Raw genomic sequence first — 26,063 nt, 5'->3', positions numbered from 1 at the left:
GGACCAGGACGGGCCGGACGGGCGGGCGCACACTGGACCCGTGACGACGTGGGAGTTCGGGAGCGCGGTGCGCCGTTGGCGCGACCGGGTGTCGCCCGAGGCCGTCGGGCTGCCCGCCGGCGTGCGGCGGCGGGCCACCGGGCTGCGTCGCGAGGAGCTGGCCGGGCTCGCCGGGATCTCGACCGACTACCTGACCCGGCTCGAGCAGGGCCGGGCGACGGCTCCGTCGGCGCAGGTCGTGGAGGCGCTGGCCCGCGCGCTGCGCCTCGCCGACGCCGAACGCGGCCTGCTCTACCGGCTGGCCGGGCACGCCGCGCCCGGCCCGGACGTCGTGCCGACGCGGCTGGCCCCCAGCGTCCACCGCCTCGTCGACCGGCTGTCCCACACCCCGGTCGTGGTGTACGACGCGAGCTGGACCCTGGTGCTCGCCAACGCCCCCTACGACGCGCTCATGGGTGACACCACGACCTGGCGGGGCCTGGAACGCAACGCCGTGTGGCGCAACGTGACCCGCCGACCGACGCGCGTGCGCCACGAACCCCGGGAACAGGCGGAGCACGAGGTGCGGCTGGTCGCCGACCTGCGCCTGACCGCCTCGCGCTACCCCGCGGACCGGGCCCTGCGCGCGCTCGTCGCCGAGCTCGTCGCGGGCAGCCCGCGCTTCGCCGAGCTCTGGGCGGCCGACACGCCACCGGCCGTACCCGAGCCCACGCGCCGCAAGACGATCGACCATCCCTCCGTGGGGCCGCTCACGCTGGACTGCGACACCCTGCTCGTCGCGGGCGACGACCTACGGATCTCCGTCTACACCGCGGAACCCGGGACGGCGGACGCCGACCGGTTGGCCCTCGCGCTCGTCCTCGGCACCCAGTCCCTCGCGCCCTGAGGGCGCGCTCAGGCGGGGCGCGGCCCGCGGTCCGGTACCCCGCCGTAGTCGGGCAGGTCGATGCCGTTGATCGCGCGGTCGGCCAGGGCCATGAGCGCCTCCATGTCGGGCTCCTCCTCCGGCGCCGCGCCCAGGATCTGCTGGACGTGCAGCCGACCGATCTCCTGGTTGGCCTCGACGAACGCGCGCATCCGGGCCTCGAAGGCCGCGAACCCCTTCTCCGGGTCCCACTCGGCCGCGGCCAGCTCCCCGGCCAGCAGGTACGCGCCGACCAGGGCCAGGCCGGTGCCCTGCCCGGACATCGGCGAGGAGCAGAACGCCGCGTCGCCCACGAGGCCCACCCGGCCGCTCGACCAGCGGTCCATCACCACCTGGGCGACCTGGTCGAGGTAGAAGTCGGGGGCCGCGTCCAGGTGGGACAGGATGCGCGGGGTCTCCCAGCCGAAGCCCGCCATGCGGTCGCGCAGCAACCGCTTCTGGGCCTCGACGTCCCGATGGTCCACCGTGAAGTCCGCCGCCGGGAAGGAGAGCATCGCGATGGCCCTCGCGGTGTCGCCGACGGGCCGCAGCCCCGCCGAGCGGCCCGCGTCCTGGTAGTCGATCAGCCACCGGTCCAGGCCGAACTCGTTCGGCACGGTGTAGAAGGCGAGCACCATCCCCAGGTGGCGGACGAACCGCTCGCGCGGCCCGAACACCGCCGCGCGCAGCCCCGAGTGCAGGCCGTCCGCGCCGATCACGAGGTCGACGCGCCGCCGGTCCCCGCCCTCGAACAGGACGTCCACGCCGTCCGCGTCCTGGGTGAGCTCGGCGATCCGGTCCCCGAAGACGTACTCGACGGTGTCCCGGGTGTCCTCGTAGAGCACCCGCGACAGGTCCCCGCGCAGGATCTCGATCTCGGAGACGTACCCGTCGCCCCCGTCGTCGTCCGCGCGGAAGGTCTCGAGCACGGTGCCGTCCGCGTCCACCGTGTACGCACCCGCGGTGTCGGTGCAGGCCGCCCGCACCTGCGCGTCCAACCCCATCCGGCGGATGACCTCCTTGGCCACCCCGCGCGCGTCGACCGCCTGCCCGCCGGGCCGCAGCCGCGGCGCCCGCTCGACCACCGTCACCTCGGCTCCCCGCCGGGACAGCCAGTGCGCGAGCGCGGGCCCCGCGATGCTCGCCCCCGCCACCACGATCTCGATCCCGCTCACTGGCCCTCCTCATCGGCTCGACGAGAGTAGGACCCCGTTGCGCCCCGCAACTCATCGGTGGGCCGCGCAAGCGCCCGACAAGCCGGGCACAAGGGGGTCCGGACAGCCTGGTCGACAGTGGGCGCGGTGCAGTGCCGCCCCCGAGCCCTCGAGGAGCGACCGGTGGACGACCCGCGGACCGAGCCGACGGCGCCGACCGGGCCTGCGGCACTGACCGCCGCCCAGCGCATCGCCATCGCGCTGGGCACGGCGGACCCGGATAACGTCCCGGACGCCGAACCCGACGCAGAGCAGGAGGCGGACCCGCCGGGGTCCCCCGGATGAGCAGGGAGCGCGCGTGAGGTTCGCGGTCCTCGGCCCGCTGCAGGCGAGCCGCGACGGCCGGGCGGTCGAGCTCGGCCCGGCCCGGCGGCGGGTGGTCCTGGCCGCCCTGCTCGTCGACGTCGGTCGGATCGTCTCCGTGGACACCCTCGTGGACCGGGTCTGGGACGGCCGCGCCCCCGGCAACCCGCTCCCGACGGTGCACGCCTACCTGTCCCGCCTGCGGGCCGCCCTGCGCCCCGACGACGTCCTGGCGACGGCCGCGCCGGGCTACCGGCTCGACGTCGACCCGGGTTCGGTCGACGCCGTGGCCTTCGAGCGCGCCGTCATCGCCGCCGACCAGGCGTTCCTCGCCGGCGACCTGGCGGCCGCCCAGCGGTCGGCGCAGGCGGCGACGCAGCTGTGGAAGGGCGAGCCGTACGCCGACGTGGTCTCCGAGTTCGCCCGGGTCGAGGCGACCCGCCTGCACGGGCTCCGGTCGCGCGTCGAGGAGGTGGGGATCCAGGTCGACCTCGCCCAGGGCAGGCACGCGCTGCTGGTCGAGCGGCTGCGCGCGAGGGTCGCGGCCGAGCCGCTGCGCGAGTCCCTGCAGGGCGCGCTGATGCTCGCGCTGTACCGGTCGGACCGCCACGCCGACGCCCTGGCCGTGTACCGCAGGCTCCGTGCCGCGCTGGCCGAGGAGCTCGGCACCGATCCCTCCCGCGCCCTGCAGACGCTGCACGAACAGATGCTGCGCCAGGATCCGGCGCTCGACCACACCGCGGCACCCGTCGCGGCGCCCGCGCAGGCTCCGGCGCCGATCCGCGCCGCGGGCCCCTCGGCCCCGCGCATGGTCGGCCGCGCGGCCGAGCTCGGCCGCGTCCGGGAGGTGGTCGAGCGGGCCTGGAGCTCCCCGCAGACGACCGTCGCCGCGCTGGTGGGCGAGCCGGGGATCGGCAAGACCCGGCTGCTCGACGAGCTCGCGAGCACCGCGGAACCGGACGTCGTCGTGGCGTGGGGGCGCAGCTGGGAGCACGAGGGATCGCCGCCGCTCTGGCCGTGGGTGCAGGTCCTGCGAGACGTCGTGGCCGCGGTGGGGGCGGAGACCGCGGCCGCGGCGGCGCGGGGCCGGGGCGCGGCGGTGCTGGCCCTCGATCCCGACCTGGTCGCCGGACCCGAGCCGCCCCGCGTCCCCCAGGGCTCGCTCGAGGTGCACCTGTTCGACGGGATCCTCGCGTTCCTCGCCGAGCTCGCGGGAACGCACCGCCTGCTGGTGCTGCTGGAGGACCTGCACTGGGCGGACGCCGCGAGCAGGCGGTTCGTGGAGTACCTGGTCACGCACGGCGCGCAGCCGGGGCTCGCCGTGGTGCTGACGCTGCGCTCGGTCGCGGACGACGGCGGCCCGAAGGGGTCCGAGCTGCTCGCGGCCCTCGCCCGCGGCGGCCGGACCACCCGCGTCGACCTGCCCGGCCTGGGACCGGAAGCGGTGCGGGACTACGTCGCGGACCGCACCGGCACCACGCTCGACGACGCCACCGCCGACGCGCTCGTCGAACGCACCGGCGGGAACCCCTTCTTCGTCGGGGAGATCGTGAGCCTGCTGGACACCGACGGCGAGCCGAGCACGGACGTCCCGGAGAGCGTCCGCGGGGTGATCCTGCGGCGGGTGCAGCGGCTGTCCACCGACGACCAGACGGTGCTGCGCACGGCCGCCGTCGTCGGCCGCACGTTCGACCTGGACCTGCTGCGGGAGGCGAGCGGGCTCGACGAGGCGGTCGTCGACGAGGCGGTGGACCGCGCCACCGCGACCGGGATGCTCGCCTCCGAGCCGGGGGCACCCGGCAGGCACCGGTTCTTCCACGCGCTGATGCAGCAGACCCTGCTCGAGGACATCGGGCCCGCCCGGCGGCGCAGGCTGCACGGGCGCATCGCGGCGGCACTGTCGGCCCGGTCGGGCACCGACGCCGACCATCTCGTGCACCATCTCGCGTCCGCGGGCGGCGAGGAGGACATCGTCCGCGCCGGGGAGGTCTGCGTCGCGGCCTCGGACGCCGCCCACCGGCGCGGCAGCTACTCGGCCTCGGAGGCGCTGCTCCTGAAGGCGATCGAGCTCGCGTCCCGGCTCCCGCCCGAGCGGGGCGACCGGGTCGAGATGGTGGCCCGCACCCGGCTGGCCGCGTTGTACACGCTGTCCTACCACGCGAACTTCCCCGGCTACTCCGCGATGCGGCAGCGGATGACCGAGCTGGTGCGCAGGCTCGGGTCCAACCTGGACCTGCTCGCGGGCCTGCAGGGCGAGTACTCGGCGGGCCTGTTCAACTGCGACTTCGTGAGCGCGGCGGCCGCGGGCGAGGAGATGGTGGCGCGGGGCGCGGCCGACGACGACCCGCTCATGTCGCTGGGCGGCCACTACGCGCGCGGCATGATCGCGCTGTTCACCGGCCGCCCGGACGACGCCGTCGACTCCCTCGGGGTCGCCGACGGGTTCGTCGAGCACGTCGGGTCCATGCCGGTGAACCTGCTGACCGTGCCGGTGGAGGGCATCCGCCCCTGGCGGCTGGTGGCGTTCGCGCTGGCAGGCCGGTGGGACGAGGCGGGCGAGCTGCGCGCCGCCGTGGCGCCGCTGCGCGCGTCGAGCGACCCGGCCGTGCTGGCCAACGTGGAGGGCGAGCTGGCCACGGCCTACAGCGTGCTCGACGACGTCGAGGCGGCCGTCCTGCACGGCGAGGCGGCGGTCGCGGTGGCCGAGGACGCCGGGCTCGGCCCCGTGCTGATGTACCTGCGCATCACCCTGGCCTGGGCCCACGCCCGCCGCGGCACGGGGCCCATCGACGCGGTGCGCGAGGCGATCGCGGCCCTGCCCGACCAGCCGACGATGCTGATGCGCCCCTACCACCTCGGGCTCCTGGCCGACGTGCTGCTCCACGCACACGCGCCCGAGGCCGCCACCGAGGCCGAGGAGCTGCTCACCCGCGCCCTGTCCGAGTCCGCGGCCTCCGGCGACGTCTTCTGGGACTCCGCGCTGCACCGCCTGCGGGCCGCGGCCCGGGAGCGGCTCGGGCGCCCGGCGTCCGAGGTGGCCGCCGAGCGCGCCCGAGCGGTGGAGGTCGCCCGCGCGCAGAACGCCCGCGCGCTGCTCCAGCGCGCGCTGCGGCCCGCGTGAGGAAAGCGGACAGGAACTGACCGCTGGGTCCGGCAGGGTCGTCTCCGTCAGCACGGCACAGCCCAGGAGGCACCCATGTACGCACCCGCCCGGCACGACGAGGTCACCGGTCTCGTGAACTACGTCGACGAGCAGCTCACGGCCCTGCGGGCCGCCGCGTTCGGTCTCACCGAGGAGCAGGCGCGCGCGACGCCCTGCCGCAGCACGCTGTCCGTCGGGGGGCTCGTCAAGCACGCGGCCTGGTGCATCCGGGGCGCGTTGACCCGGCTGGAGACCGAGGTCACCGAGCAGCCCTTCGACGCCGCGGCGTTCGCCGAGTTCAACGACAGCTTCGTCGTCCGCGACGACGAGACGGTCGCGGACACGCTCGAAGAGTTCGACCGGCTCCGGGCCGAGCTGCTGGCCGCGATCGCGAAGAGCGACCCGTCGGCGGTGACGGTCGCCCCGCCCGCCCCGTGGCACGGGATCTTCGACGCCCGCCCCATCCACACCCGCTACTACCTGGTGCACCTCGTGGAGGAGTGGGCGCGCCACGCCGGTCACGCGGACATCCTCCGCGAGCAGATCGACGGGGTCTCGGTCCCGACGCTGGCCCTCACCCTGGCCGGGATGCCCGCGAGCGACTTCTTCACCCCCTACGAGCCCACCCCCGGCACGCTGCTGGCGTGAGGACTCGCGCCGCTCAGGCGCGCCGCGCGACCGGGCGACAGATGCAGCCGCGGTCGTGCGAGTGGGCGAACGTGGCGTCGCAGAAGCGGGCGTCCAGCGCGCCGTGCTCGGCCCACGGGTGCGGGCACGCGCGACACCGTCCCTCGTCCGCCTGGCCGGTCGGCTCGGCGGACGTCGACGGCACCGGGTCCACCGCGGCGGGGGCCGCGGAGCCGTTCACCCCGCTCATCGGATGATCTCGGGAATGTGGTCGAGCGCGGCGAGCACGCGGACGGCCAGGACGCGCGCGGCGTCCTCGGACAGGTCCGAGCCCGCCCGGATCGCGCTGACGACCATGGCGAGCCTGCGGTCGTAGCCGGTGATGACGAGCGGGGCCGACGTCATGTCGGTACATCCGTCCCCCGAGCGCGGCGGCTCGGACTGGGCGATCTCCGGAGACGACGCGGGCCGAACGCCCACATGCTGCAATGCTCCCGGTGTCGCGGACCCTACTCGCCGCACCGGGCACCCGCGCACTTCGGCGACGCGTTGCGGGTGCCGCCGCGACCCGACCTCCGTACGCTGCCGACGTGCCCGGGACCTTTCGCAGTGCAACGACCCGTGCGGTGCAGGCGGGCCTCGGGCTCTGGAACCGGATCCCGGTGCGCACCCAGGGTCGGATCACCGTCGGGTTGCCCCTGGTCGCGGTCGTCGTCTCGGCGTGCCTGGCGCTCACCGGCAACCTCCAGCGCGTCGACATCGAGACCGACATCCAGCGCAAGTTCGAGATGACCGCGGCGCTCAGCGAGCTGACCACCGTGATGGTGGACGCCGAGACCGGGGTGCGCGGCTACCAGCTCACCCGCCAGGTCGAGTTCCTGCAGCCGTTCGACCAGGCGACCGCGGAGCTGCCGGGTGTGCTGACCCGGCTGACCGAGCTCGCCTCGGCGGAGCCGGGCGAGAAGCCCCGCGTGGACAAGCTCCGCAGGCTCGACGGGCTGCGGGAGCTGGCCGAGCGGCAGCTGGCCGATCTCGACCGGCAACGGTCCGTCGTCGCCGCGGGCGGGGACACCGACGCCGAGATCCGCCCGGACCTCACCCACGGCAAGGGTCTGATGGACGACATCCGGGCCGCCGTCGGCGGGATGCAGGACGACGAGCGCCGCCTGCTCGACGACCGGATCGCCGAGATCAACGCCATCCGCGTCCGCGACTACGTGTCGGTCGCCGTCGCCCTCGTCGCCGCGCTGCTGATGCGCTTCCTGGCCTGGTACCTGCACCGCAACGGGATCCTGCGGCGGGTGGACCGACTGACCGACACCGTGCGCGTGCTGCGTGCGGGCGGTCCGGTCCCCGCGCCGCCGCCCGCGAAGCGGGACACGCTGGGCGAGCTCGAACGGGAGATCCACCTCCTCGACGTCGGCGAGCCCGCCTCGGGCGAGGATCGTCGACGGAATGTGTCATGAGTCACATCGCTGTGAGGAACGTCGTCCCGCCCCGTCCCTCGGGGTGTGTGCGAAGGGCCGAGGTCCTCGGGGGTGAACCATGATCGACGAGCGGGAATCCGACGGTCGCGTCAGAGTGTCGACGGCCCGGCCACCGATGTGGACGGTCGGGTGGGACAGCGCCGCGGGCGGCGCGGGAGGCGGTGACCGTGCGAACTCGTCGAGGCAGGTTCCGGGACGTGACGCAGAGACCCACACCCGACCGGGCCAGGGCCCGTTGGGCACGTGCTCGCTAGGTCCGCGGCGATGCCGAACGGCGAGGCCGAGGTCGTGCTGGCGACGCCGCCCACGGACCGGGTGGTCGAGCCCTCCGCAGGACGGACCCCCCGGCCGTCCCGGGACGGGCTGGACGCGCAGGCGGACGCCTGGCTCATCGCCAAGGTCACGAGCGGAGACGTCGACGCCTACGAGGTGCTGGTCCGCCGACACCGGGACCGGATCTACCGCATCGCCCTGCGGATGCTCGGCGATCCGCACGACGCCGAGGACGTCGCGCAGGACGTGGTCATCCAGCTGTGGACGGCGCTGGCCGGGTTCGCCGGCACCAGCGCCTTCACGACGTGGCTGTACCGGGTCGTCGTCAACCGCTGCATCACCGTGGCCCGGGCCCGCAAGCCGGTGCGGCCGGTCCTCGACGACGACCCGCCACCGAGCCACGGCGCCGACGACGTGGCGGTCGCCCGACAGCGGGCGCGGGCCGCGATGAACGCCGTCGCCGCGCTGCCGCCGGACCTGCGGACGGTGTTCGTGCTCCACCAGATCGAGGAGCTCGGCTACCAGGAGGTGGTGTCCATCCTGGAGGTCCCCGAACCCACCGTCCGCGGACGGTTGCACCGCGCCCGCCGCACCCTGCTCCGCGAGTTACGGAGCTGGGAATGACCGAGGACGATCTGGAGCCCGACGAGCGACTGCCCTGCGGGCGCAGCGTGGACGCGCTGCTCGACCAGGTCGCGGACGGCGCGGCGCAGGACGCCCACCAGCAACGGTGTCCGCACTGTCGGGCGGCCCTGGCCGAGTACGAGCGGCTCTGGGCTCCGGTCCAGGCGCTCACCGAGGAGCGGCCCACCGCGCCCGCGACGCTGGTGGAGCAGGCCCTGCGCCGGTTGCGGCGGGCCCTCGCCCACACCGACTACGGGATGCTGATCTCGGCGGAGGGCACCACGCTGGTCTCCGCGCGAGTGGTCGTCGTCGCGGCGCGCGAGGCGGCGGAGCACGTCCCCGGAGTCCGGGTGGCGCTCTCCCGGCCGGACCCCGCCGACGCTCCGGGCGAGGCGGACCCGGCCGCGCCGCCGTGGGCCCCCGCCAAGATCGAGGCCGGTGTCGTGGGTCGGACCGCGGCGCTGACCATCACCCTGGCGGCGGACTTCGGCACCGACCTCGTCGCGCTCGGCGACCGGGTGCGCCGCGCCGTGATCGAGGACGTCCGCGAGCTGACCGGGCTGACTCCCGCCCAGGTCACCGTCGTGATCGACGACGTCCTGACCTGATCCCCCACACCTCGTGAACGACACCGACGTGAACGACACCGACATGAACGACACCGACATCCCCGGCCCGCCCGAGGGCGGTTCCTGCGCCGACACGACCCACCGGACCGCCGCGGCGGTCGCCGACGCCGTGCGCGCCTGTCCGCTCGTGGCCGGGCTGCACCCCGGCGACCGTGACCACACCCGCACCGACCACCCGGACCGGGACCCGGTCCTCGGCGTCCGTCTCGACGCCGGGACCGTCGTGGTCGGCGTGGTCGGCTACCACCGCACCCGGGTCGACGACCTCGCCCGCGCGGTCCGGCGCGCCGTCCACGGCCTGCACCCGGACGCCGACGTGACCGTGTGCGTCGAGGACATGCTCCCGGCCGGACCCGAGCCCCAGTGAGTCACCTCACAGAATCACGGCGTGAGGACCGCCCGGATCGGCGCGTCAGACAGAAGACCGCACGATCGAGGAAGGAGCTCATCATGGGACTCGGGGACAAGATCCAGAACAAGGGCCAGGAGCTGGCGGGCAAGGCCAAGGAGAAGGTCGGCGAGGCCACCGGCAACGAGGACCTCGTGGCCGAGGGCAAGGCCGACCAGGCCAAGGCCGGCGTGAAGCAGGCGGGCGAGAAGGTCAAGGACGCGGGCGCCGAGGTCCGTGACACGGTGCGCGACACCCTTGGCAAGTAGCTCCTCCGAGCGGCGCGCGGACCACCGCACCGTCCACACCGGACGGGGCGCCGCGCGCCGCCGGTCGGGCCCACCTGCGCCCCTGATGTAGCAACAGGCGAACCGCTCCCGGTACGCCGCTCGAACGTGTCCTCAGACCCGCACGGCGGCTACTGTCGGAAGCGCCCCGCTACCGGCTTCCCAGGCTGGTGGAGACATGACACATCTGAATCGACGATCGACCACCGCGACGCTCGACAGGGTCGGGGGTCGACGTGGCTGACACCCGAAGGCTGCCCCCCGCGCTGCTCGAGCAGTGGGAGTGGCAGAAACACGCCGCCTGCCGCGGCATGGACAGCACGCTGTTCTTCCATCCCGAGGCCGAGCGCGGGCCCTCGCGCACGGCCCGCGAGCAGCGGGCGAAGCAGATCTGTGCGGCCTGTCCGGTGCTGGAGACCTGCCGCAGGCACGCCCTCTCGGCCGAGGAGCCGTACGGGGTGTGGGGCGGGCTGTCCGAGCACGAGCGCCTGTCCCTGACCCGTCCCCACCGGCGGGTCGGCCGGACCTGACGCGCCCGGGGAGGGTTCGGCTGCAGCGGCTGGTGGTCCAACCGCTGCAGCCTTGGCCCGTACCCCGCCCGGGTCGGGGGTCGGGCCCACCGCCAAGTCAACCGGACGGGCCGTGAGGTCCGCGACTCGGCTCGTGCGGGGTAGGCTTGGAACCGGTTGTTCTGCCTCGTCGCTTCGGCATCCGTGATCTGGCCCCAGCCCGCGTCCGACAGTGCGGCGCCCATGACGCGTTCTCGCAACGCGGTGACCGGTGTCGGGCGTGGAGGACGTGCGGTGGTCGAGGGCAGGCTCGGTCCTGGAGCCCGCGACGTGGCGGACCAGCTGCAGCGGCTGCTGATCGGAGCGGACGGCGTCGAGGCCTTCCTCACCCAGGTGGCGCGACAGGCGTCGGGAACAGTGGAGAACGCCCTGTCCTGCGGGCTGACGGTGAGCGCCACCCGGTCGTCGGAGCTGATCGGCGCGACCAGCGACGAACTCGCGACCGCTCTCGACGCGATCCAGTACGACATCGACGACGGCCCCTGCCTGACGTCCATGCGCACCGGGACGGCCGTCGCGGTGGATGACATCGCCCACGACACGCGGTGGCCCGCCTACTCCCGTCGTGGACGACAGGCAGGCGCCGGATCCTCGTTGTCCATCCCTCTGACCATCGAGGACACGTCGGTCGGCGCGCTCAACCTCTACAGCCGTTCTCCGAACGCCCTCACCCCGGACGATCGACGACGCGCCACGAAGTTCGCCGACCAGGCCACCGGCGCGATCGCCCTGGCGCGCCGACTGGCCGAGCGCGAAGCCCGGGCCCGCCACCTCGAGATCGCCCTGAGCTCGCGTTCGATGATCGATCAGGCGATCGGGATCATCATGGGCCAGACCGGCCGCGATTCCGGCGGGGCCTTCGAACTGTTGCGCACCCAGTCGCAGCACACGAACCGGAAGCTCCGGGACGTCGCCGCCGAGATCGTGGCGCACACCTCCCGTCGCACCGGGCCGTGAGGCCCTCCTGAATCGGCCCCGGGTTCCACGGCCGGAACAGGCACGTCCCCGCCGGGTGTCGCGACCCGGTCCGCACTAGTCTCGCCCCATGCCGTCGCCTCGGGTCCCGCCGCTGGACCTGCGGGAACTCCTCGACCGGGCGGAGGCCGCCTCACCGGTCGAGGCGGTGGACGTCGTGGCCGACGCGATGGCCGCGATGCTCTCCGCCACGGACGTCTGGTTCTGGATCACCGACCTCAGCGGGCGCGCGGTGGCCCGGTTCGGCGGCACGGGGGCCAACGCTGCCCGGGTCCAGCAGCGCGGTGTCGAGGACGTGCCCGTCGTGCCGCTGGCGGGCACCGTGTACGAGACGGTCCTGCGGTCCCAGCGGCCCGATCTGCGGTCCGACCGGGACGGCAGCACGCTCGTGGTGCCGGTGACCGACCGCGGGGACACGATGGGGGTCGTCGAGGTGCGCACGGCGAACCCGCCCGACGCGACCGTCGTCGCGAGCGTCGCGGCCGCTGCCCGGGCGCTCGCCTACGTCGTCGTCGGCGCCCGCAGGCACACCGACCTGTTCGAGTGGGCCCAGCGCAGCGCCCCGTTCTCCCTCGCCGCGGAGATCCAGCGCCGGTTGCTGCCCAGCGCGTACACCTGCGAGGCGGGGCAGTTCACCGTCTCGGGGTGGTTGGAGCCCGCCAACGCGGTCGGCGGCGACACCTTCGACTACGCCCTCGACCGGGACAGCCTGCACCTGTCGATCACCGACGCCGTCGGGCACGACGTCACCGCCGCCCTGCTCGCCACGGTGCTGGTCGGGAGCCTGCGCAACGGCAGGCGCCACCAGCTCGACCTGCGCGCGCAGGCCGCCTCGGCGAACGACGCCCTCGTCGCCTCCTCGGGGCCGGGCGAGTTCGTGACCGGGCAGCTCGTCCGCGTGGACCGGGTCCACGCCCGCCTCGCCATCGTCAACGCCGGGCACCCGCTGCCCTACCGGGTCCGCGGCGGCGCCGTCACCACCGTCGACCTGGCGGTCGACCTCCCCTTCGGCCTCTACCCCCACCACGAGTTCGCCGCCCAGCCCGTCGACCTGCGCCCGGGGGACCGGATCGTCCTGGTCACGGACGGGATCCTGGAGCGCAACGCCGAACGCCTGGACGTCCGGGCGCTGCTGGCGCGCACGGCCGACCGGCACCCCCGCGAGGTCGTCTACACCCTCGGCGAGGAGGTGCTCGCCGCGACCGGCGGGGACCTGCGGGACGACGCCACCGTCGTCTGCCTCGACTGGCACGGCTAGGGCCCGCCCGCCCGCGACCTCACTCCGACCCCAGGGCGGCGAGGACGCGCTCCATCGCCGCACCGTCCCGGAGCAGCCGGAACGGGTCCGCGTCGCCCTGGCCGGACGCGTCGAGCAGGTCGTCGCCCGGCAGCGCGGCGAACCGCATCGACCAGCCCGCGAAGCGGCGCTGCGCCACCGGGCCGCGGCTGAGCACGGTCAGGTCCGTGTGCAGCTCGTCGCCCGCGATCCGGGCGTAGGTCTGCTCGACGGACGCCTCCGACCCCTCCAACACCTGCAGGAACGCGCACCGCTCCTCGTCGACCCGGATGTAGACCAGCATCCCGGTGACGCCGTTCTCGGCGTTGCGGCGACGGCTGTCGGCCAGCAGCGCCGCGACCTCGCGGTCGTCCAACGCGAACGCGGCGGCGCTGGAGTACATCAAGCTGTGCGTCATACCGGGCTCCATCCGCGTCACGCCGTCCCTGTCCGGCCGGGACCACTCTGCCGCAGGCCACCGGTGCACTCGGCTGCCCGGGTCCGTGACACGCTCGCCGCCTGCACCAACCCTCCGAACGGCCCGGGCCCGGTCGGCCTGCTCAGCAGACCTCTTCAGCGGGGCCGCAGGTCGGAGGGCGCGCAGCCGCGGTGGGCGCGGAAGGCCCGGTTCAGGTGGGAGAGGTCGAAGAACCCCCACCTCGCCGCCAGGGTGGTCAGCGACTCCCGGCACTGCGGGTCGGCGAGGTCGCGGGCGCAGGCGTCCACCCGCAGCCTCATCACCGTGCGGGCGTAGGTGTGCTCGGAGTCCCGGAAGGCGTTGTGCAAGGTCCGGACCGACACCCCGAAGTGCGCCGCGACCCGGGTCGCGGCGAGGTCCCCACCCTGCAGGTTGTCCGCCAGGTGGGTGCACACCGCCGTGTAGAGGGAGGCGGCCAGGGAGCGGCCGCCGGTCTCGCGCGCCTCGTCCCCGGCACCGCAGGCCGTGGCGAGCAGGGTCAGGAAGCCGGCGCTGACGGCGCGGGCCTCGTGGTCGCCCAGCTCCTCGACGACCCCCCAGATCGACCGCATCGTCCCCGCCACCACGGCACCCAGCGCGCGGGTGCCGTCGTGGGTCCGGGCCGTGACGTCGTCCGGCCTGCGGACCAGACCCATCAGCCGCTCGCGCGGGACCCGGAAGGACAGCGACCGCCAGTCCTCGGCGTAGTCGAGACGGAACGGGCGCGTGGCGTCGAACAGGGCGAACGAGCCCGCGGGCACGTGGCAGGTCCGCCCGCCCTGGCTGCCCACGCACGAACCGCTCAGCTGCAGGTTGACGAAGACCGTCTCCTCGGACGTGCGGCCGACCTCCCGCGGCCCGTGGATGTTCAGCTGCCCGACCGTCCCGATCTCGGCGCAGTCGACGTCGAAGACCCGCCGGGAGCGGACCCACCCCGCGACCCCCTCCCGGGACCAGTCCGCCGCGCGTCGCCCCGGGGGCCACGGTGAGGCTCTGGTCACGACGAGTTCTCCTCGCGGCCGCGCCGCCGCCGCTCGATCTCCCGTCGGCCGTAGGTCGCGTTCCGGACGGCCTCCTCGCTCTCCAGGCTGGACCCGAGCGCTCCGGCGACGATGCCGACGGAGCTTGCCAGCCACACCAGCTTCAGGTAAGCGCCGAACGTCGCGGGTCGCTGCAGCTGCGAGGAGAAGTAGCCGGGATCGATCAACGCGAGCGCCGCGAGCAGGCCGGCGAGGTAGAGGAGCAGGTACATGCAGGTCACCCCGATGACCAGGGTGATCACGGTGGCCGCGTTGTAGAGGACCGCCTTCGCCCGCCCGTCCTCGTCCGGTGGCCGGTCCCACAGGTGGTTGTAGGTGATCAGCCAGGTCGCCATGGCCGCGATCGCCACCACGGAGATGAGCAGCAGCCGCAGCGGGGACAACGAGCTCGCCATCATCCAGAAGCTGGTGGTGATGATGGCGTAGGCGCCGGTCGCGGCGGCCGCCGCGGTGGCGCTGGACAGGTGGGGGACCAGCCGCCAGGGGCGGTTGTCCCGCACCATCCCGGCGAGCAGCCGCAACCTGCCGCGCAGCCCGACCAGGGCGAGGTGGGCGTCGGTGTGCTCGTCCGCGCCGACATGGCGCAGTGGGCTCAACCGGGGCACGTCCGACGGGCGTCCCCCGTCGGCATGGTGGTCGTGCCCGGTGAGGGCCCGCACGAGGTGCACGACGGCCTGGCGCCCACGCCGGCGCACCGCCAGCGCCCCCAGCCCGGGCAGCGAGACCAGGCCGGTGCCGGCGCGCTCGTTGAGGACAGTCGCGACGGGCCGCGTCCCGATCCGGCGGGGCAGGTCGGTGACCACGACGACGACGTCCCAGTCCCGGCGCTCGCGGTGCTCCCGGGCGAGCGACTCCAGCGGGACCAGGCCATGCTCGTCCAGCGGTACCTCGCGGGTCTCGGTGTCCACGACCCACGCGGTCGTGTCGTCGATCTCGACGGCGAGCACCTCGGACAGCTCCGGCACCAGCGCGGCGGCGAGATCGCTGGGCGCGCCGGGATCGGCCAACAGCCCGACCCGGACCCGGTTGTCACGGTGCCGCCCCGGCCGGATGGAGTCCACCCGGCCGGACGGACCGTCCTGCGTTCGGTCGTCCATGTGCCCCCTTGCACGTCGTCGCCGTGCGGCGCCTCCTCGAGGACCTACTCGGTCCGCACCTCGTCCCGGCTCATGTGCCGCCACCCGCCCGGGCCGCCTGCCCGGCGAACTCGGCCACGATGCGCGCGCAGAAGGCGGGCAGGTCGTCGGGCGAGCGGCTCGTGGTGACGTTGCCGTCGGTGACGACCTGCTCGTCGACCACGTCCGCGCCCGCGTTGCGCAGGTCCGTGCGGATGCTCGGGAAGGAGGTCAGGCGCCTGCCCCTGGCGACGTCCGCCTCGACGAAGTTCCACGGGCCGTGGCAGATCGAGGCCACGGGCTTGCCGGACTGCACGAAGTCCCGGACGAACGCGACCGCGGTCGGCTCCATCCGCAGCTTGTCCGGGTTCACGGTGCCGCCGGGCAGCAGCAGCGCGTCGTAGTCCCCGACCGAGACGTCCCCGACCAGCCGGTCCACGCCGAAGGTCCCGGCGTCCTCCAGATCGTTGTTGCGGGCCGCGATCTCGCCGCTCTTGATCGAGACGACCTCGGTGCGGGCACCCGCGTCGTCCAGCGCCCGACGCGGCTGCTCGAGCTCCACCCGCTCGACGCCGTCGGCGGCCAGGATGGCCACCCGGCGTCCGTCCAGTTCCCCTGCCATGTCAGCTCCCCGCCGGGCGCAGGACGACCTTCGTCCAGCCGTCGTCCCGCTTGTCGAAGTGGTCGTAGGCCTCCGGTGCCCGGTCGAGGGGCAGCTCGTGGCTCACGATGAAGGAGGGCTCGGCCTTGCCCGCGGCGATCAGGTCCCGCAGCTGCCGGTTGTACCGCTTGACCGGCGCCTGGCCGCTGCCGACCTGCTGGCCCTTGAACCAGAACGTGCCGAAGTCGAAGGCGATCCTGCCCTGCTTGGCCAGGTCGTCCGAGGCACCCGGGTCCTGTGGGATGAAGACGCCGACGGTGCCGATCCGCCCGGTGAAGCGCACCGAGGCGACCAGGCGGTTCATCGTCAGGTTGGGCTGTTCCTTCCCGGAGGGGTCGTGCGCCTGATAGCCGACGCACTCACACCCGTTGTCCGCGCCGAGCCCCCTCGTCTGGTCGAGGACGGCCTGTACCGGATCCACCTTCGAGTCGTCGATGGGGATCGCGCCGATCGACTCCGCGAGCCGCAGCCGGTCGGGGTGCCGGTCCACCACCATCACCCTGCTCGCACCCCGGATGGTCGCCGAGAGCGCGGCCATCAGGCCCACCGGGCCGGCGCCGTAGATCACGGTCTGGTCGCCGGGCGTCACGCCCGCCATCTCGGTGGCGTGATAGCCCGTCGGGAAGATGTCGGAGAGCATCACGTAGTCGGCCTGGCGCTCCTGGGCGTCCTCCCCCAGCCGCAGGCAGTTGAAGTCGCCCCAGGGCACCCGCAGCAGCTCGGCCTGTCCGCCCGCCCACGGGCCCATGTCGGCGAAGCCGTAGGCGGCGCCCGCCCAGCCGGGCTCGGGCTGCGCGGTCAGGCAGTAGTTCGTGAGCCCCCGCTCGCAGTTCTTGCAGTGTCCGCAGGCGATGTTGAACGGCAGGACGACGTACTCCCCCACCTGGACCTTGTCGACACCGCTGCCGACCTCGATCACCTGACCCATGTTCTCGTGCCCGAACCAGCGGCCGGGCTCGAAGTCGGTGCGGCCCTCGTACATGTGGAGGTCGGAGCCGCAGATGTTCGTCGTCGTGACCCGGACCAGGACGTCGGTGGGACGCTCGATCCGCGCGTCCGGCACCTCCTTGACGCTGACCTGTCGCGGGCCGTCGTAGACCACTGCTCGCACGCTGTCACTCCTCGTCGTCGATGAACCCGACTCGTCCGGCCGGCGCGGCTCCATTGCAACGGCGGGGCGTGGGACCCGGTAGTGGCAGACCTGCCGATACCGCCACACACGGCGCAGAACGTGTGGGCCGTCACCGGTTTCCGCCTCCGCCGCCCGGGTAGTGAGGGTCGCTTCAGCGGGACGACCGGGGAGCTGACCAGTGCCCCGCCGATCCAGCGAGCAGCCCTTCGGTGCGCGGCCACGGTCACGGCGCGAACTGTGGAGGGCACATGCGCTCGCACCAGTCCGGAGAGCTGCTCCTGGCCGAGACCGCCGCCTCGCCGGGGACCGGCTCCGAGCGCGCGCGGGCCCTCCTCGAGGTCCTGCGCGGGCTCGTCCCGTTCGACGCCGCCTGGCTGGCGCTCGCCGATCCCGTGGGACCCGGCTACCGCTCGCTGGCGAGCCTCGACCTCGATCGACCGGAGCTGTCCACGTGGGCCGACTGCCTGATTCCGTTCGGGATCCACGAGGCGATGGCGCTCAACCTGTTCACCCCGACGGGGCGACACGTCGGCTTCCTCGCGTTGCTCTCCGGTGACCGGCGCCCACCGTCGCCGCTCGTCCGCCGCAGGCTCGGCAGGCTCGCACCCGTGCTCGCGCACGGCATCGACCCGATGCGCTCGCTGCTGACCGCCGCCCACCTGGTGCGGGGGGCCACGGCCGCCGCGGTGCTGTGCGAGGACGGGGGCTGCCGACCACTGCCGGGCCTACCGGACAGCGCGCTGCTGGTCCCGGACTCGCCGGTGCTGGCCGCCGCCCGCGAGCGCGTCGACGAGGGGCACGTCTACTGCTCGTTCCTCTGGCCGATGGGCGGTCGACACGCCCCGAGTGGCCACCTGCGGGTGACCGCCATCGCGGCACCCGAGGACGCTCCACCCGCGGTCACCGGCCTCGTCCTGCTGGCGCCGGGCACCGACCTCCGGAGCCTGACGCCGCGGGAGCTCGAGGTGCTGGGCCTGCTGGTCGAGGGGTGCTCGAACCAGGAGATCGCGCACGCACTCGTGGTGGCCCCGCGCACCGTGGCCGCCCACCTGGAGCACATCCTCCACAAGCTCGAGGCCCCGACGCGCACCCTCGCCGCGGTCCGCGCCGAGCGAGACGGCCTCTACGTCCCGACGCTCCCGCGCGCCTGGACCCTGTGAGGACATCGGCAGCCCGACCGCGCCGTCGCACACCACTGCGACGGTCGTCCCGGGCCCGAACCGGGCGGCCCGGGCGGCGAACCACCCGGTGCCCAGGACGTCCGACGCGGCATCGGCGATCAGGATCCCGTCGCGACGGGCGGCACGTAGAACGACACCTTGCGGAGGGTCTCGATGGTCCGCCAGGTGCAGGTGTCCCGGGCGAAGAGCCGGACGACGTCCCCCGGTCCGATCGCGATGGTCTCGCCGGTGCGGTGGAAGGTGACCTCGGCCTTGCCCTCGAGGACCACGAAGATCTCGTCGGCGGTGACCCCGTCGTACTCGCCGACCTCAGCGCCCCAGACGTCCACCGCGGTGTCCGCGGTGATCCCGTCCAGGTAGCGGGCACCCGTGCGGAACTCGGGGGTCTTCGGTGCCCAGTCGAGCTCCGCCGCGAAGGCGTTCCCCAGAAGCTGGCTCACAACACTCCTCATCGATGGCCCGCCGCGGTGAACAGGCGGCGGGGATTGGCGGTCAACAGGCCCGCGGCCACCTCGCCCGGCACGCCGAGGCGCTGCAGCCGGGGCAGGAAGAACCGGGGGACGTAGCCGTAGCCGTTGCCGCCGTTGCGGGTCCACATGGCCTTGGTGGCCATGTCGTGGCTGAGCAGCAGCTGGTCGGTGTGGCCCGCGGCGACCAGCGCGGCGACCGCGGCCGCGGTCTGGTGCGGGGCCGGGCACTGGCCCTCGCCCGCGTAGAGGAACGGCATGCCGATCATGTCGAACTCCAGCCAGACGCCGCGTGCGGCGACGGCCCGCTGGTAGTCCGGGTCCTCCCCGGAGGGGTCCATGTGACACAGCACGACCGCCTCGGGCCGGACCCCCTCCTCGTCGAGCACGATGTCGAGCACCTCGTGGGCGCGCCGCTGCCAGCCCGGCAGGTGCACGAACAGCGGCACCCCGAGCTCGCGCTGCGCCTGCGCCGCGGCGCGCAGGTGGGTCCGTTCGGCGTCGGTGAACTGCGGGGAGACCCCGATCTCCCCGATGATCCCGGGCCGGATCCCGGTGTCCCCGACGCCGTCCGCGAACTCGGCGACGATCTCCGCCACCAGGTCCTCGACGGTGGTCCGGGCCCGGCGGGCGGCGTGGAACAGGTGCACGTACCAGCCCGAACCCATGATCACGTTGAGCCCGGTCCGCTCCGCGACGGCCCGCAGCGCGAGCGGGTCGCGGCCGATGTCGCCGTTGGTGCAGTCCACGACGGTCCGCCCACCCGCCGCGACGAAGTTCTCCAGCTCCGCGACCGTGGCGTCCGGGTCGTCCTGCCTGGCGTTGTCCCGACAGCAGCGCGGGTCCTCGCGGAGCACCCACTGCAGCTCCGGGCTCACCTGCGCGTGGAACAACGCGCGCTCGGCCGGGTCCTCGGGCTCGGGCCGCGGCCTGGCCGACCAGTCGCAGAGCAGGTGCTCGTGGGTGAGGGTCATCCCGAGGGAGGCGGCGGGAACCGGGCCGCGCACGGTACTCACCTGCACCGTCGTGACCTGCACGGTCGAGTCGTCCATCGGTGGTGCCTCTCAGGTCGTGCGGGCCGGCCGGCGCCCCGTGGGGGGGACGGGGCGCCGGGCCGGGGTCAGGCGGAGACGGCCATCTCCGAGGAGACGGTGCGCAGCGGCCCGACATGGTCGATGTAGTAGGACTCCGGCACCTCCTTCTCGCTGTTCGCGATCAGCTCGGTGAAGTCCCACTTGCGCAGCAGCTTGCCGTCCCGGAACACCGGCTGCAGCACGTTCTCCGACTCCGGGATCGACCCCTTCGGCACCGTGGTGTACACGCCGTCCTCGTGCTTGAGCGCCAACCTGCCCCGCTTCGACGCCTTGAACGCCGCACCCGTCGGCGACTTGGCGATCTCACGCCACTGCCCGTCCACACACACCGCCGACGCCTTCTGACCGAAGTTCATGGTGTCCCGGTTCCAGTGCTGCAACAGACCACCACCCATACCGAACACCGCGTTCTCCGCGGAGAACCCACGCCGCTCCAACTCCATGTACACCTGCGGCAGCGAGTGGAAGTTCACCCCGTCGCCCTGCACCACCCGGATGAACGGAGGCAACACCTTGAACCCCTTCGAGTTCACCGTGTACCCGAAGATGTCCATCAACCAGCCGGTGGTGTCCGCGGTGACCTGCACGATGTCCCCCGAGTCGGGGCGCACACCGACCAGACCCGGGAAGTTCTGCACCATCTCCTTGAGCTCGCCACCGATGATGTTCTTGACACAGTTCTCGTGGTCGTAGGTGTCGGTGAGCACGAGCGCGCAGCCCTCGGGGGCGTAGGTCTCGAGCATGTTCCGGATCGCACCCACCTCGTCGTCCCGCCCCCACGCACAGAAACCCGCGTGCTCGGCGTTCGGCCCGGAGTTCGACACCTTCCCCGCGTTGTAGTACCGCTTCGCGGCGAGGATGCCCGGCACGGTGTCGGACTGGTCGAAGTTCACCAGGTGCGCGAGGCCGCCGAGCGCCGCGGACTGCTGCGAGCTCACCCCACGGGCGCCGTAGTCGTGCAACATGAACCGCAACCCCGCCGACGAGTCCGCGGTACGGTCCAACGCCTCCTTGATCACCATCTTCGACAGCCAGCTGACCGTGCCGATCGTGCTCGGATACCACACCGCCCGCAGCAGCGCGGTCTCGAAGAAGCTGGTCGCCCAGAAGTACTTCGGGTCGGTGTTGATCACCTGCACCAACACGTTGCGGGCAGGCAACACCGTCCCCTCCGGCACCGCCTCGATCTCCACCGGCAGATACCCGCCGTGATCGTTCAAGATCCCCAACCAGTTCTCCCGGTTGAAGTGCATACCCTGCTCACGGACCACGAACTCGGCCTCGTCGATGTCCTCCAGCGTGATCGGCTTCATCAGCTTCTCCCGCAGATACACCTGCAGCCCCACGAACATGGTGACCGGGAACAGACCACCACGAGACTCGATGTAGCTCGACACGTACTCCGTACCCTTCGGGTACAGCGGATAGTGACAGTGCTTGTAGTTGTCCGTGTCGATGATCAGGTTGTCGAGATACCCCATCGGTCCACCTTCACTTGAGTCGTTTCTAGTCTGCATGCACTGCGAGCGATCGTGCGAGCTCGACCCTCCGGGTCCGCTCGAGCGAGACCGGTTCTCCGTCGCTGTTCACCCTGGACCGATGCGGAGCATCAGACCAGGCCCCACGGCAGGCTTACACACGGTTTTAACGTTTCTACATCGTCGAGAAACGCAGGCAGGCACCGTCGTCAGGCCGTGACCGGCGCGGCGTCGAGGACCCGTCGCCGCATGGTCTGGAAGAGCGGGCCGTCCGCCTCGGCGGCGGCGAGCGCCGCGCCCCACTCGGGATCGGCCAGCAGCGCGCCCCACCTGCGTTCGAGGTCGGCCAGGTCGGCGAAGCGCAAGGTGTAGACGAGCTCGCCCCAGGAGTGTTCGCCGATCAGCGTGCGCCCCGCGCTGACCAGCTCCATGCCGTGCTTGGCCAGCAGCGGCACGGTGGCCGAGGTGAACAGCTCCACGACCGCGCCGAGCCGCCCGGGGACGGCCACGTACTCCCGGACCTCGAAGATCACGCCCGACCCCCCTCGGTGAAGGCGGGCAGCACCTGCTCGGCCATCAGCTCCATCTGCGCGACGACGGCCTCGACGGGCTGGCCCCAGGCGATCAGGCAGGCGAGATGGTCCACGCCCATCGCCTCCATGGCGGTGAAGCGCTCGATCATCTTGTCCGCGGTGCTGAGGACCGGGTCGGAGTACTTCTCCCACAGGTTGTCCGACGAGGGCGACTCGGTCGCGGCCACGACCCGGCCCGCCTCCACGAACTCGACCTGCTCACCCACGTCCCGCGCCTTGAGCCGGGCCTCCCGGGTGCCCGCACCGGGCCCGGTCTGGGTGAGGGCGAGGTAGTGGTTGTACTCGTTCACCATGTCGTCGAAGTACTCCAACGCGTCCGCCTCGGTGCGCCCCAGCCAGGTGTGCCGGTAGACCATGACCTCACCGCGCGGCGCGCCGCTCTCGGCCGCCGCGGTGTTGAAGGCCTCGAGGAGCGCCTCGAGGTCCCCGTGCGGCTCGAAGTTGCCCCAGTTCGGCGCGGTGAGCAGGTTGAGGCCCTGCGCCGCCACCTTCCGCACACCGTCGACGCTCTGCGAGCCGACCCACAGGTCGGGGCCGGGCTGCGAGGCCGGTTTCGGCACGATCGTGGTCCGCGGGAACGAGAAGTAGCGCCCGTCGTAGGTCACGTCGTCCTCGACCCACACCCGACGGATGATCTCCAGGGCCTCCTCGTAGACCTCCCGCGCCGCGGCCGGGTCCACCCCGATCCGGTCCAGCTGGTACCGGCCCCCGCCGCGGGCCACCCCGATGCCCACCCGGCCCGGCGCCAGATGGTCCAGCATCGCCATCTCCGACGCGATCAACAGCGGGTTGTAGCTCGGCAGCACCACCACGCCGGGCAGGATCCGCAGCCGCTCCGTCCGGGCCGCCGCGAGCGCGGCGAAGGCCAACGCACTGGGGTTCGCCACGTAGTTCTGGAACACGTTCTCGTTGATCGCGACGCCCTCGAAGCCCAGCCGCTCGGCCGTGTCGACGATCGTCAGCATGTCCTGGAGGAGCTCACCCCAGGGCCGCTCCATGTCCGGATGGAAGAAGGGCGTGGTCACCCAGAACTTCAGCGCCATGTCGTCTCTCCTCGCCGGCAGGGTGCATATAAACGTTTCTAGAGACACTAGCGATCCGAGCCCGGAGCGCCAAGGGGCTCCGTGTTTCCATCAGGTGACCTCAGAAGAGGTGGTTCTGGCCACCGAAGACCTCGCTGACCGAGTCGTCGGTGAAGATCCGCCGGATGGAGTCGGCGAGCAACGGCGCACAGGACACGACGTCGATCATGTCCGGGGCACCCGGCCGCAGCGGGATCGTGTCGGTCACCACGATCCGCTCGAAGGGCGACGCGGCCAGGTTCTCGTACGCCCGGCCGCTGAACACCGGATGGGTGGCGGCGGCGAACACCCGTCGCGCACCCGCCCGGGCCACCGCCTCGCCCGCCGCACGCAGCGTGCCCGCCGTGTCGATGATGTCGTCGACGATGATCGCCGTCCTCCCGCGCACATCCCCGATCACCTGGTTGATCTCCGCGACCTGCTGGGCCGGACGCTCCTTGTCCAGGATCGCGAGCCCCGCACCCATCCGGGTGGCGAACTGCTTGTTCAGCTTCACCCGCCCCGCGTCCGGAGCGACGACCACCAGATCGTCGTCCAGACTCGCGAAATGGTCGGCGAGCATCATCAACGCGGTCATGTGATCCACCGGGATGCCGAAGAACCCCTGCAACTGACCCGCGTGCAGGTCCATGGTCAACACCCGGTCCACCCCGACCGCCTCCAGCGTCCGGGCGACCATCCGCGCCGAGATCGGCTCACGCGGAGCGGACTTCTTGTCCTGCCGCGAATAGCCGTACCAGGGCGTCACCGCGATCACCCGGTGAGCACTCGCCCCCACGGCGGCATCGACCATCACCAGCAGCTCGAGCAGAGCGTCGTTGGCGTTGACCCCGGCAGCGGGGTTGGCACACATCGGCTGGACGAGGAACACGTCCGCGCCGCGGATCGACTCCTCGAACCGGCAGTACATCTCGTCGTTCGAGAAGGTCTTGAGGGTGATCGGGCCGAGATCCACCCCCAGCTGCCGCGCGATGGCGGCCGCCAGCTCGGGGTTCGCCCGGCCCGAGAACAACATCAGCCGCTTGTCGTAGCCCCGCCGCAACGACACCGCCATCGGTACGCCCTTCGTAGAGGTCATGAGGTGGAGCGAGCGGCACCGACAGCGCCACCGACGGCACCGACAGCTCTGTCGATGGCGGCGCCGCTCGGCATGCCCGAGCGCGCCCCCACCGTGCCGACGGACAGCGAGGCGGCCGCGACACCGCGGGCGGCGGCCTCGCCCACCGGGGCGCCCGCCGCCAGGGCGACCGCGAGCACCCCGTTGAACGTGTCGCCTGCGCCGGTGGTGTCCCGGACCTCCGCGGACGGGGCGGGTAGCGCCGTCGGCCCCCGCTCGGGATCGACGACGAGCACTCCGTCCCCGCCGAGCGTCACCACGACCGGCGCGCCGGTCCGCGCGGCCACCGCGGCCGCCATCTCGGCCGTCTCCCCGGCGCCCTCCCCGACCAACGCGTAGAGGTCCCGCAGCTCGGACCGGTTCGGCGTGGCGACCGGGCCGAGACCGAGCAGGTCCACCAGCCCGGCGGCGACCGGCGCCGGATTGAGCACACACGACAGCCCGTGCGCGGCCGCGGTCTCCACCGCGGCGGCGACCGCCTCCGGCGGGATCTCGGTGCTGACCAGCACGCAGCCCGCCCAGTCCGCCGAGCGGGCCACCGCGGCACGCACCGCCGCCGGGTCGACGGCCGCGTTCGCCCCGGCACCCACCGCGATCTGGTTCTCGCCCCCACCGTCCACGACGATCAGGGCCACCCCGGTGGCCACGTCGGAGAGCACCGCCACGTCCTCGACGTCGATCCCCTCGGCACGCAGCTCGGCCAGCGCACCGGACCCGGTGTCGTCCGCACCGACCGCGCCGCAGTAGCGCACCTCCGCACCCGCCCGGGCCGCCGCGACGGCCGCGTTGGCGCCCTTGCCGCCGCCGTACCGCTCCACCCCGGGCCCGACCACGGTCTCCCCCGGACCCGGCAGCCGATCGGCACGCACCACCAGGTCGACGTTCACCGCGCCGACGACCACCACCCTCGGCGTCACGCGTCCGCCCTCGGCGGGCACACGGAGTCCCGCACCTGGACCACGGCGGGGAGCTCGCCGATGGCGCCGGACTCGTCGTTCTCCAGCAGGTCGAACAGGGCCGACGCGGCCCGGAAGCCCATGTCGTGGGCGGGCTGGCGGACCGTGGTCAGCCGCGGCGTGAGCAGCGCGGAGACGGGGAGGTCGTCGAACCCGACGATGCTGACGTCCTCCGGGATCCGCAGCCCCGCCGCGCGGCAGTACTCCATCGCCCCGATGGCCATCAGGTCGTTCATGCAGACCAGCGCGGTGGGCCGCGGATCCGCGGCGAGGGCTCGCGCCGCGAGCTCGCGCCCGGACGCCTGCCGGTAGTCCCCCGCGAACACCGGTACGGAGTCCGGGTCCAGCCCCGCCCACGCGAACGCCTCGCGGTACCCGGCCAGCCGCTGCTGGGCGGTCCAGAGGCTGGGCGGGCCCCCGATGACGGCGACGCGGCGGTGTCCGTGCTGCATCACGTGGGCCGCGACCTCCCGGGCGCCCTTGCGGGCCTCGCACACCACCGCGGGGAGGTCCAGGCCGGGGATCTGCTCGTCGACCAGGACGACCGGCCCCACGCGGGCCAGCTCGTAGATCGACGCCGGCATGGACCCGGTGCCGGACAGGTAGATCACGCCGTCGATGCGCTGGCTGCGCAGCAGCTTGGCCTGCTTCTCCTCCGGCTGCTCGGTCGCGTCCGGCACGACCAGCACCACGAGCACGTCTCGGGCGGAGGCGGCCCGCTGCACGCCCTCGGTCACCATCGCGAAGAACTGGTTGGTCAGCTCCGGGACGATCATGCCGATGGTGGCGGCGCCGCGGCGCTTGAGGTTGCGGGCGGACTCATTGGGCGAGTACTCCAGCACGCGGACGGCGTCGAGCACCCGGTCCCGCCGTTCGGGCGCGACCGGCCCGGAGTCGTTGAGCACGTAGCTCACCGTGCTCAACGAGACCCGGGCGTGCTCGGCCACGTCCTTCATCGTCGGCCGCCTGCGCCTGCGGTCGGACTGCGTCAC

The 26,063-nt window shown here is 73.1% G+C and carries 29 protein-coding genes; 13 read left to right on the top strand and 16 right to left on the bottom strand.

The genetic code is table 11. From position 1 onward, the window contains the following. Window positions 1–40 precede the first annotated feature (40 nt). Complete coding sequence (locus L3X23_RS26885; protein WP_237195556.1) at window positions 41–886, top strand: helix-turn-helix transcriptional regulator; 846 nt, start codon at window positions 41–43, stop codon at window positions 884–886. A gap of 8 nt (window positions 887–894) precedes the next feature. Here L3X23_RS26885 and L3X23_RS26880 read toward each other — a convergent pair whose 3' ends face one another. Continuing rightward, on the bottom strand, window positions 895–2,079 hold the full coding sequence (locus L3X23_RS26880; RefSeq protein ID WP_237195555.1) for an FAD-dependent monooxygenase: 1,185 nt from the start codon (window positions 2,077–2,079) through the stop codon (window positions 895–897). A gap of 162 nt (window positions 2,080–2,241) precedes the next feature. Here L3X23_RS26880 and L3X23_RS26875 point away from each other — a divergent pair, with 162 nt between their 5' ends. From L3X23_RS26875 to L3X23_RS26865, 3 genes are all read left to right on the top strand, one after another. Further along, window positions 2,242–2,403: a hypothetical protein gene (locus L3X23_RS26875; RefSeq protein ID WP_237195554.1), complete on the top strand. Its 162-nt coding sequence runs from the start codon at window positions 2,242–2,244 to the stop codon at window positions 2,401–2,403. Window positions 2,404–2,416: 13 nt separating this feature from the next. Then, the gene (locus tag L3X23_RS26870; RefSeq protein ID WP_237195553.1) at window positions 2,417–5,542 is read left to right on the top strand and encodes a BTAD domain-containing putative transcriptional regulator; all 3,126 of its coding nucleotides are present in this window, start codon (window positions 2,417–2,419) and stop codon (window positions 5,540–5,542) included. A 75-nt stretch (window positions 5,543–5,617) separates the two neighbouring features. Beyond that, the gene (locus tag L3X23_RS26865) at window positions 5,618–6,211 is read left to right on the top strand and encodes a DinB family protein (protein WP_237195552.1); all 594 of its coding nucleotides are present in this window, start codon (window positions 5,618–5,620) and stop codon (window positions 6,209–6,211) included. A gap of 13 nt (window positions 6,212–6,224) precedes the next feature. Here L3X23_RS26865 and L3X23_RS26860 read toward each other — a convergent pair whose 3' ends face one another. Further along, window positions 6,225–6,440 carry an RGCVC family protein gene (locus L3X23_RS26860; protein WP_237195551.1) on the bottom strand — a complete coding sequence of 72 codons (216 nt, stop codon included), beginning with the start codon at window positions 6,438–6,440 and terminating at the stop codon, window positions 6,225–6,227. Then, window positions 6,437–6,595 carry a DUF6307 family protein gene (locus L3X23_RS26855; protein ID WP_176921309.1) on the bottom strand — a complete coding sequence of 53 codons (159 nt, stop codon included), beginning with the start codon at window positions 6,593–6,595 and terminating at the stop codon, window positions 6,437–6,439. The genes L3X23_RS26860 and L3X23_RS26855 overlap by 4 nt, the downstream gene beginning before the upstream one ends. A gap of 185 nt (window positions 6,596–6,780) precedes the next feature. Between L3X23_RS26855 and L3X23_RS26850 the strand changes: the two genes are divergently transcribed. From L3X23_RS26850 to L3X23_RS26815, 8 genes are all read left to right on the top strand, one after another. Continuing rightward, complete coding sequence (locus tag L3X23_RS26850) at window positions 6,781–7,656, top strand: CHASE3 domain-containing protein (protein ID WP_237195550.1); 876 nt, start codon at window positions 6,781–6,783, stop codon at window positions 7,654–7,656. 285 nt (window positions 7,657–7,941) lie between these two features. After that, window positions 7,942–8,574, top strand: a complete 633-nt coding sequence (locus L3X23_RS26845) for an RNA polymerase sigma factor (RefSeq protein WP_237195549.1) — start codon at window positions 7,942–7,944, stop codon at window positions 8,572–8,574. After that, window positions 8,571–9,182 carry an Asp23/Gls24 family envelope stress response protein gene (locus L3X23_RS26840; protein WP_237195548.1) on the top strand — a complete coding sequence of 204 codons (612 nt, stop codon included), beginning with the start codon at window positions 8,571–8,573 and terminating at the stop codon, window positions 9,180–9,182. The genes L3X23_RS26845 and L3X23_RS26840 overlap by 4 nt, the downstream gene beginning before the upstream one ends. A gap of 28 nt (window positions 9,183–9,210) precedes the next feature. Further along, on the top strand, window positions 9,211–9,570 hold the full coding sequence (locus L3X23_RS26835; protein ID WP_237195547.1) for a hypothetical protein: 360 nt from the start codon (window positions 9,211–9,213) through the stop codon (window positions 9,568–9,570). Between the two features lie 83 nt (window positions 9,571–9,653). Further along, complete coding sequence (locus tag L3X23_RS26830; protein WP_093083485.1) at window positions 9,654–9,860, top strand: CsbD family protein; 207 nt, start codon at window positions 9,654–9,656, stop codon at window positions 9,858–9,860. Window positions 9,861–10,114: 254 nt separating this feature from the next. Continuing rightward, window positions 10,115–10,408 (top strand): WhiB family transcriptional regulator, encoded by a 294-nt coding sequence (locus L3X23_RS26825; protein WP_308116944.1) that lies wholly within the window; start codon window positions 10,115–10,117, stop codon window positions 10,406–10,408. A 222-nt stretch (window positions 10,409–10,630) separates the two neighbouring features. After that, window positions 10,631–11,404 (top strand): GAF and ANTAR domain-containing protein, encoded by a 774-nt coding sequence (locus L3X23_RS26820; RefSeq protein ID WP_237195546.1) that lies wholly within the window; start codon window positions 10,631–10,633, stop codon window positions 11,402–11,404. A gap of 88 nt (window positions 11,405–11,492) precedes the next feature. Then, window positions 11,493–12,680 carry a PP2C family protein-serine/threonine phosphatase gene (locus tag L3X23_RS26815; protein ID WP_237195545.1) on the top strand — a complete coding sequence of 396 codons (1,188 nt, stop codon included), beginning with the start codon at window positions 11,493–11,495 and terminating at the stop codon, window positions 12,678–12,680. A 19-nt stretch (window positions 12,681–12,699) separates the two neighbouring features. Here the strand turns inward: L3X23_RS26815 and L3X23_RS26810 are convergent, their stop codons facing one another. From L3X23_RS26810 to L3X23_RS26790, 5 genes are all read right to left on the bottom strand, one after another. Continuing rightward, window positions 12,700–13,116: a BLUF domain-containing protein gene (locus L3X23_RS26810; RefSeq protein ID WP_237195544.1), complete on the bottom strand. Its 417-nt coding sequence runs from the start codon at window positions 13,114–13,116 to the stop codon at window positions 12,700–12,702. Between the two features lie 155 nt (window positions 13,117–13,271). Beyond that, window positions 13,272–14,156, bottom strand: a complete 885-nt coding sequence (locus L3X23_RS36335) for a helix-turn-helix domain-containing protein (protein WP_237195543.1) — start codon at window positions 14,154–14,156, stop codon at window positions 13,272–13,274. Continuing rightward, a complete protein-coding gene (locus L3X23_RS26800; RefSeq protein ID WP_237195542.1) occupies window positions 14,153–15,292 on the bottom strand; it encodes a hypothetical protein in 1,140 nt (379 codons plus the stop codon). The genes L3X23_RS36335 and L3X23_RS26800 overlap by 4 nt, the downstream gene beginning before the upstream one ends. A gap of 70 nt (window positions 15,293–15,362) precedes the next feature. Beyond that, on the bottom strand, window positions 15,363–15,932 hold the full coding sequence (locus L3X23_RS26795; RefSeq protein ID WP_237195540.1) for a type 1 glutamine amidotransferase domain-containing protein: 570 nt from the start codon (window positions 15,930–15,932) through the stop codon (window positions 15,363–15,365). Window position 15,933: 1 nt separating this feature from the next. After that, a complete protein-coding gene (locus tag L3X23_RS26790; protein ID WP_237195538.1) occupies window positions 15,934–17,082 on the bottom strand; it encodes a glutathione-independent formaldehyde dehydrogenase in 1,149 nt (382 codons plus the stop codon). Window positions 17,083–17,351: 269 nt separating this feature from the next. On the opposite strand from L3X23_RS26790, the gene L3X23_RS26785 reads away from it, so the two are divergent. Then, a complete protein-coding gene (locus L3X23_RS26785) occupies window positions 17,352–18,263 on the top strand; it encodes a LuxR C-terminal-related transcriptional regulator (protein WP_237195536.1) in 912 nt (303 codons plus the stop codon). 119 nt (window positions 18,264–18,382) lie between these two features. Here the strand turns inward: L3X23_RS26785 and L3X23_RS26780 are convergent, their stop codons facing one another. The 8 genes from L3X23_RS26780 to L3X23_RS26745 form a co-directional block, all read right to left on the bottom strand. Continuing rightward, the gene (locus L3X23_RS26780; RefSeq protein WP_237195534.1) at window positions 18,383–18,724 is read right to left on the bottom strand and encodes a cupin domain-containing protein; all 342 of its coding nucleotides are present in this window, start codon (window positions 18,722–18,724) and stop codon (window positions 18,383–18,385) included. An 8-nt stretch (window positions 18,725–18,732) separates the two neighbouring features. Further along, window positions 18,733–19,803, bottom strand: a complete 1,071-nt coding sequence (locus L3X23_RS26775; protein ID WP_237195533.1) for a phosphotriesterase — start codon at window positions 19,801–19,803, stop codon at window positions 18,733–18,735. Window positions 19,804–19,871: 68 nt separating this feature from the next. Further along, the gene (locus L3X23_RS26770) at window positions 19,872–21,326 is read right to left on the bottom strand and encodes a nicotinate phosphoribosyltransferase (protein ID WP_237191049.1); all 1,455 of its coding nucleotides are present in this window, start codon (window positions 21,324–21,326) and stop codon (window positions 19,872–19,874) included. Between the two features lie 206 nt (window positions 21,327–21,532). Continuing rightward, window positions 21,533–21,856, bottom strand: a complete 324-nt coding sequence (locus L3X23_RS26765) for an NIPSNAP family protein (RefSeq protein ID WP_237195532.1) — start codon at window positions 21,854–21,856, stop codon at window positions 21,533–21,535. Beyond that, window positions 21,853–22,959, bottom strand: a complete 1,107-nt coding sequence (locus L3X23_RS26760) for an LLM class flavin-dependent oxidoreductase (RefSeq protein ID WP_237195531.1) — start codon at window positions 22,957–22,959, stop codon at window positions 21,853–21,855. Before L3X23_RS26760 ends, L3X23_RS26765 begins: the two co-directional genes overlap by 4 nt. 100 nt (window positions 22,960–23,059) lie before the next feature. Continuing rightward, complete coding sequence (locus L3X23_RS26755; RefSeq protein WP_237195530.1) at window positions 23,060–24,076, bottom strand: ribose-phosphate pyrophosphokinase; 1,017 nt, start codon at window positions 24,074–24,076, stop codon at window positions 23,060–23,062. Continuing rightward, complete coding sequence (locus tag L3X23_RS26750; protein ID WP_237195529.1) at window positions 24,073–25,032, bottom strand: PfkB family carbohydrate kinase; 960 nt, start codon at window positions 25,030–25,032, stop codon at window positions 24,073–24,075. The genes L3X23_RS26755 and L3X23_RS26750 overlap by 4 nt, the downstream gene beginning before the upstream one ends. Beyond that, the gene (locus tag L3X23_RS26745; protein WP_237195528.1) at window positions 25,029–26,063 is read right to left on the bottom strand and encodes a LacI family DNA-binding transcriptional regulator; all 1,035 of its coding nucleotides are present in this window, start codon (window positions 26,061–26,063) and stop codon (window positions 25,029–25,031) included. Before L3X23_RS26745 ends, L3X23_RS26750 begins: the two co-directional genes overlap by 4 nt.

The organism is Pseudonocardia sp. WMMC193, assembly GCF_021728735.1.
GTDB lineage: Bacteria > Actinomycetota > Actinomycetes > Mycobacteriales > Pseudonocardiaceae > Pseudonocardia > Pseudonocardia oroxyli.
Note: the sequence above shows the minus strand (reverse complement) of the source record. Positions and strands in the feature narration are given on the sequence as shown.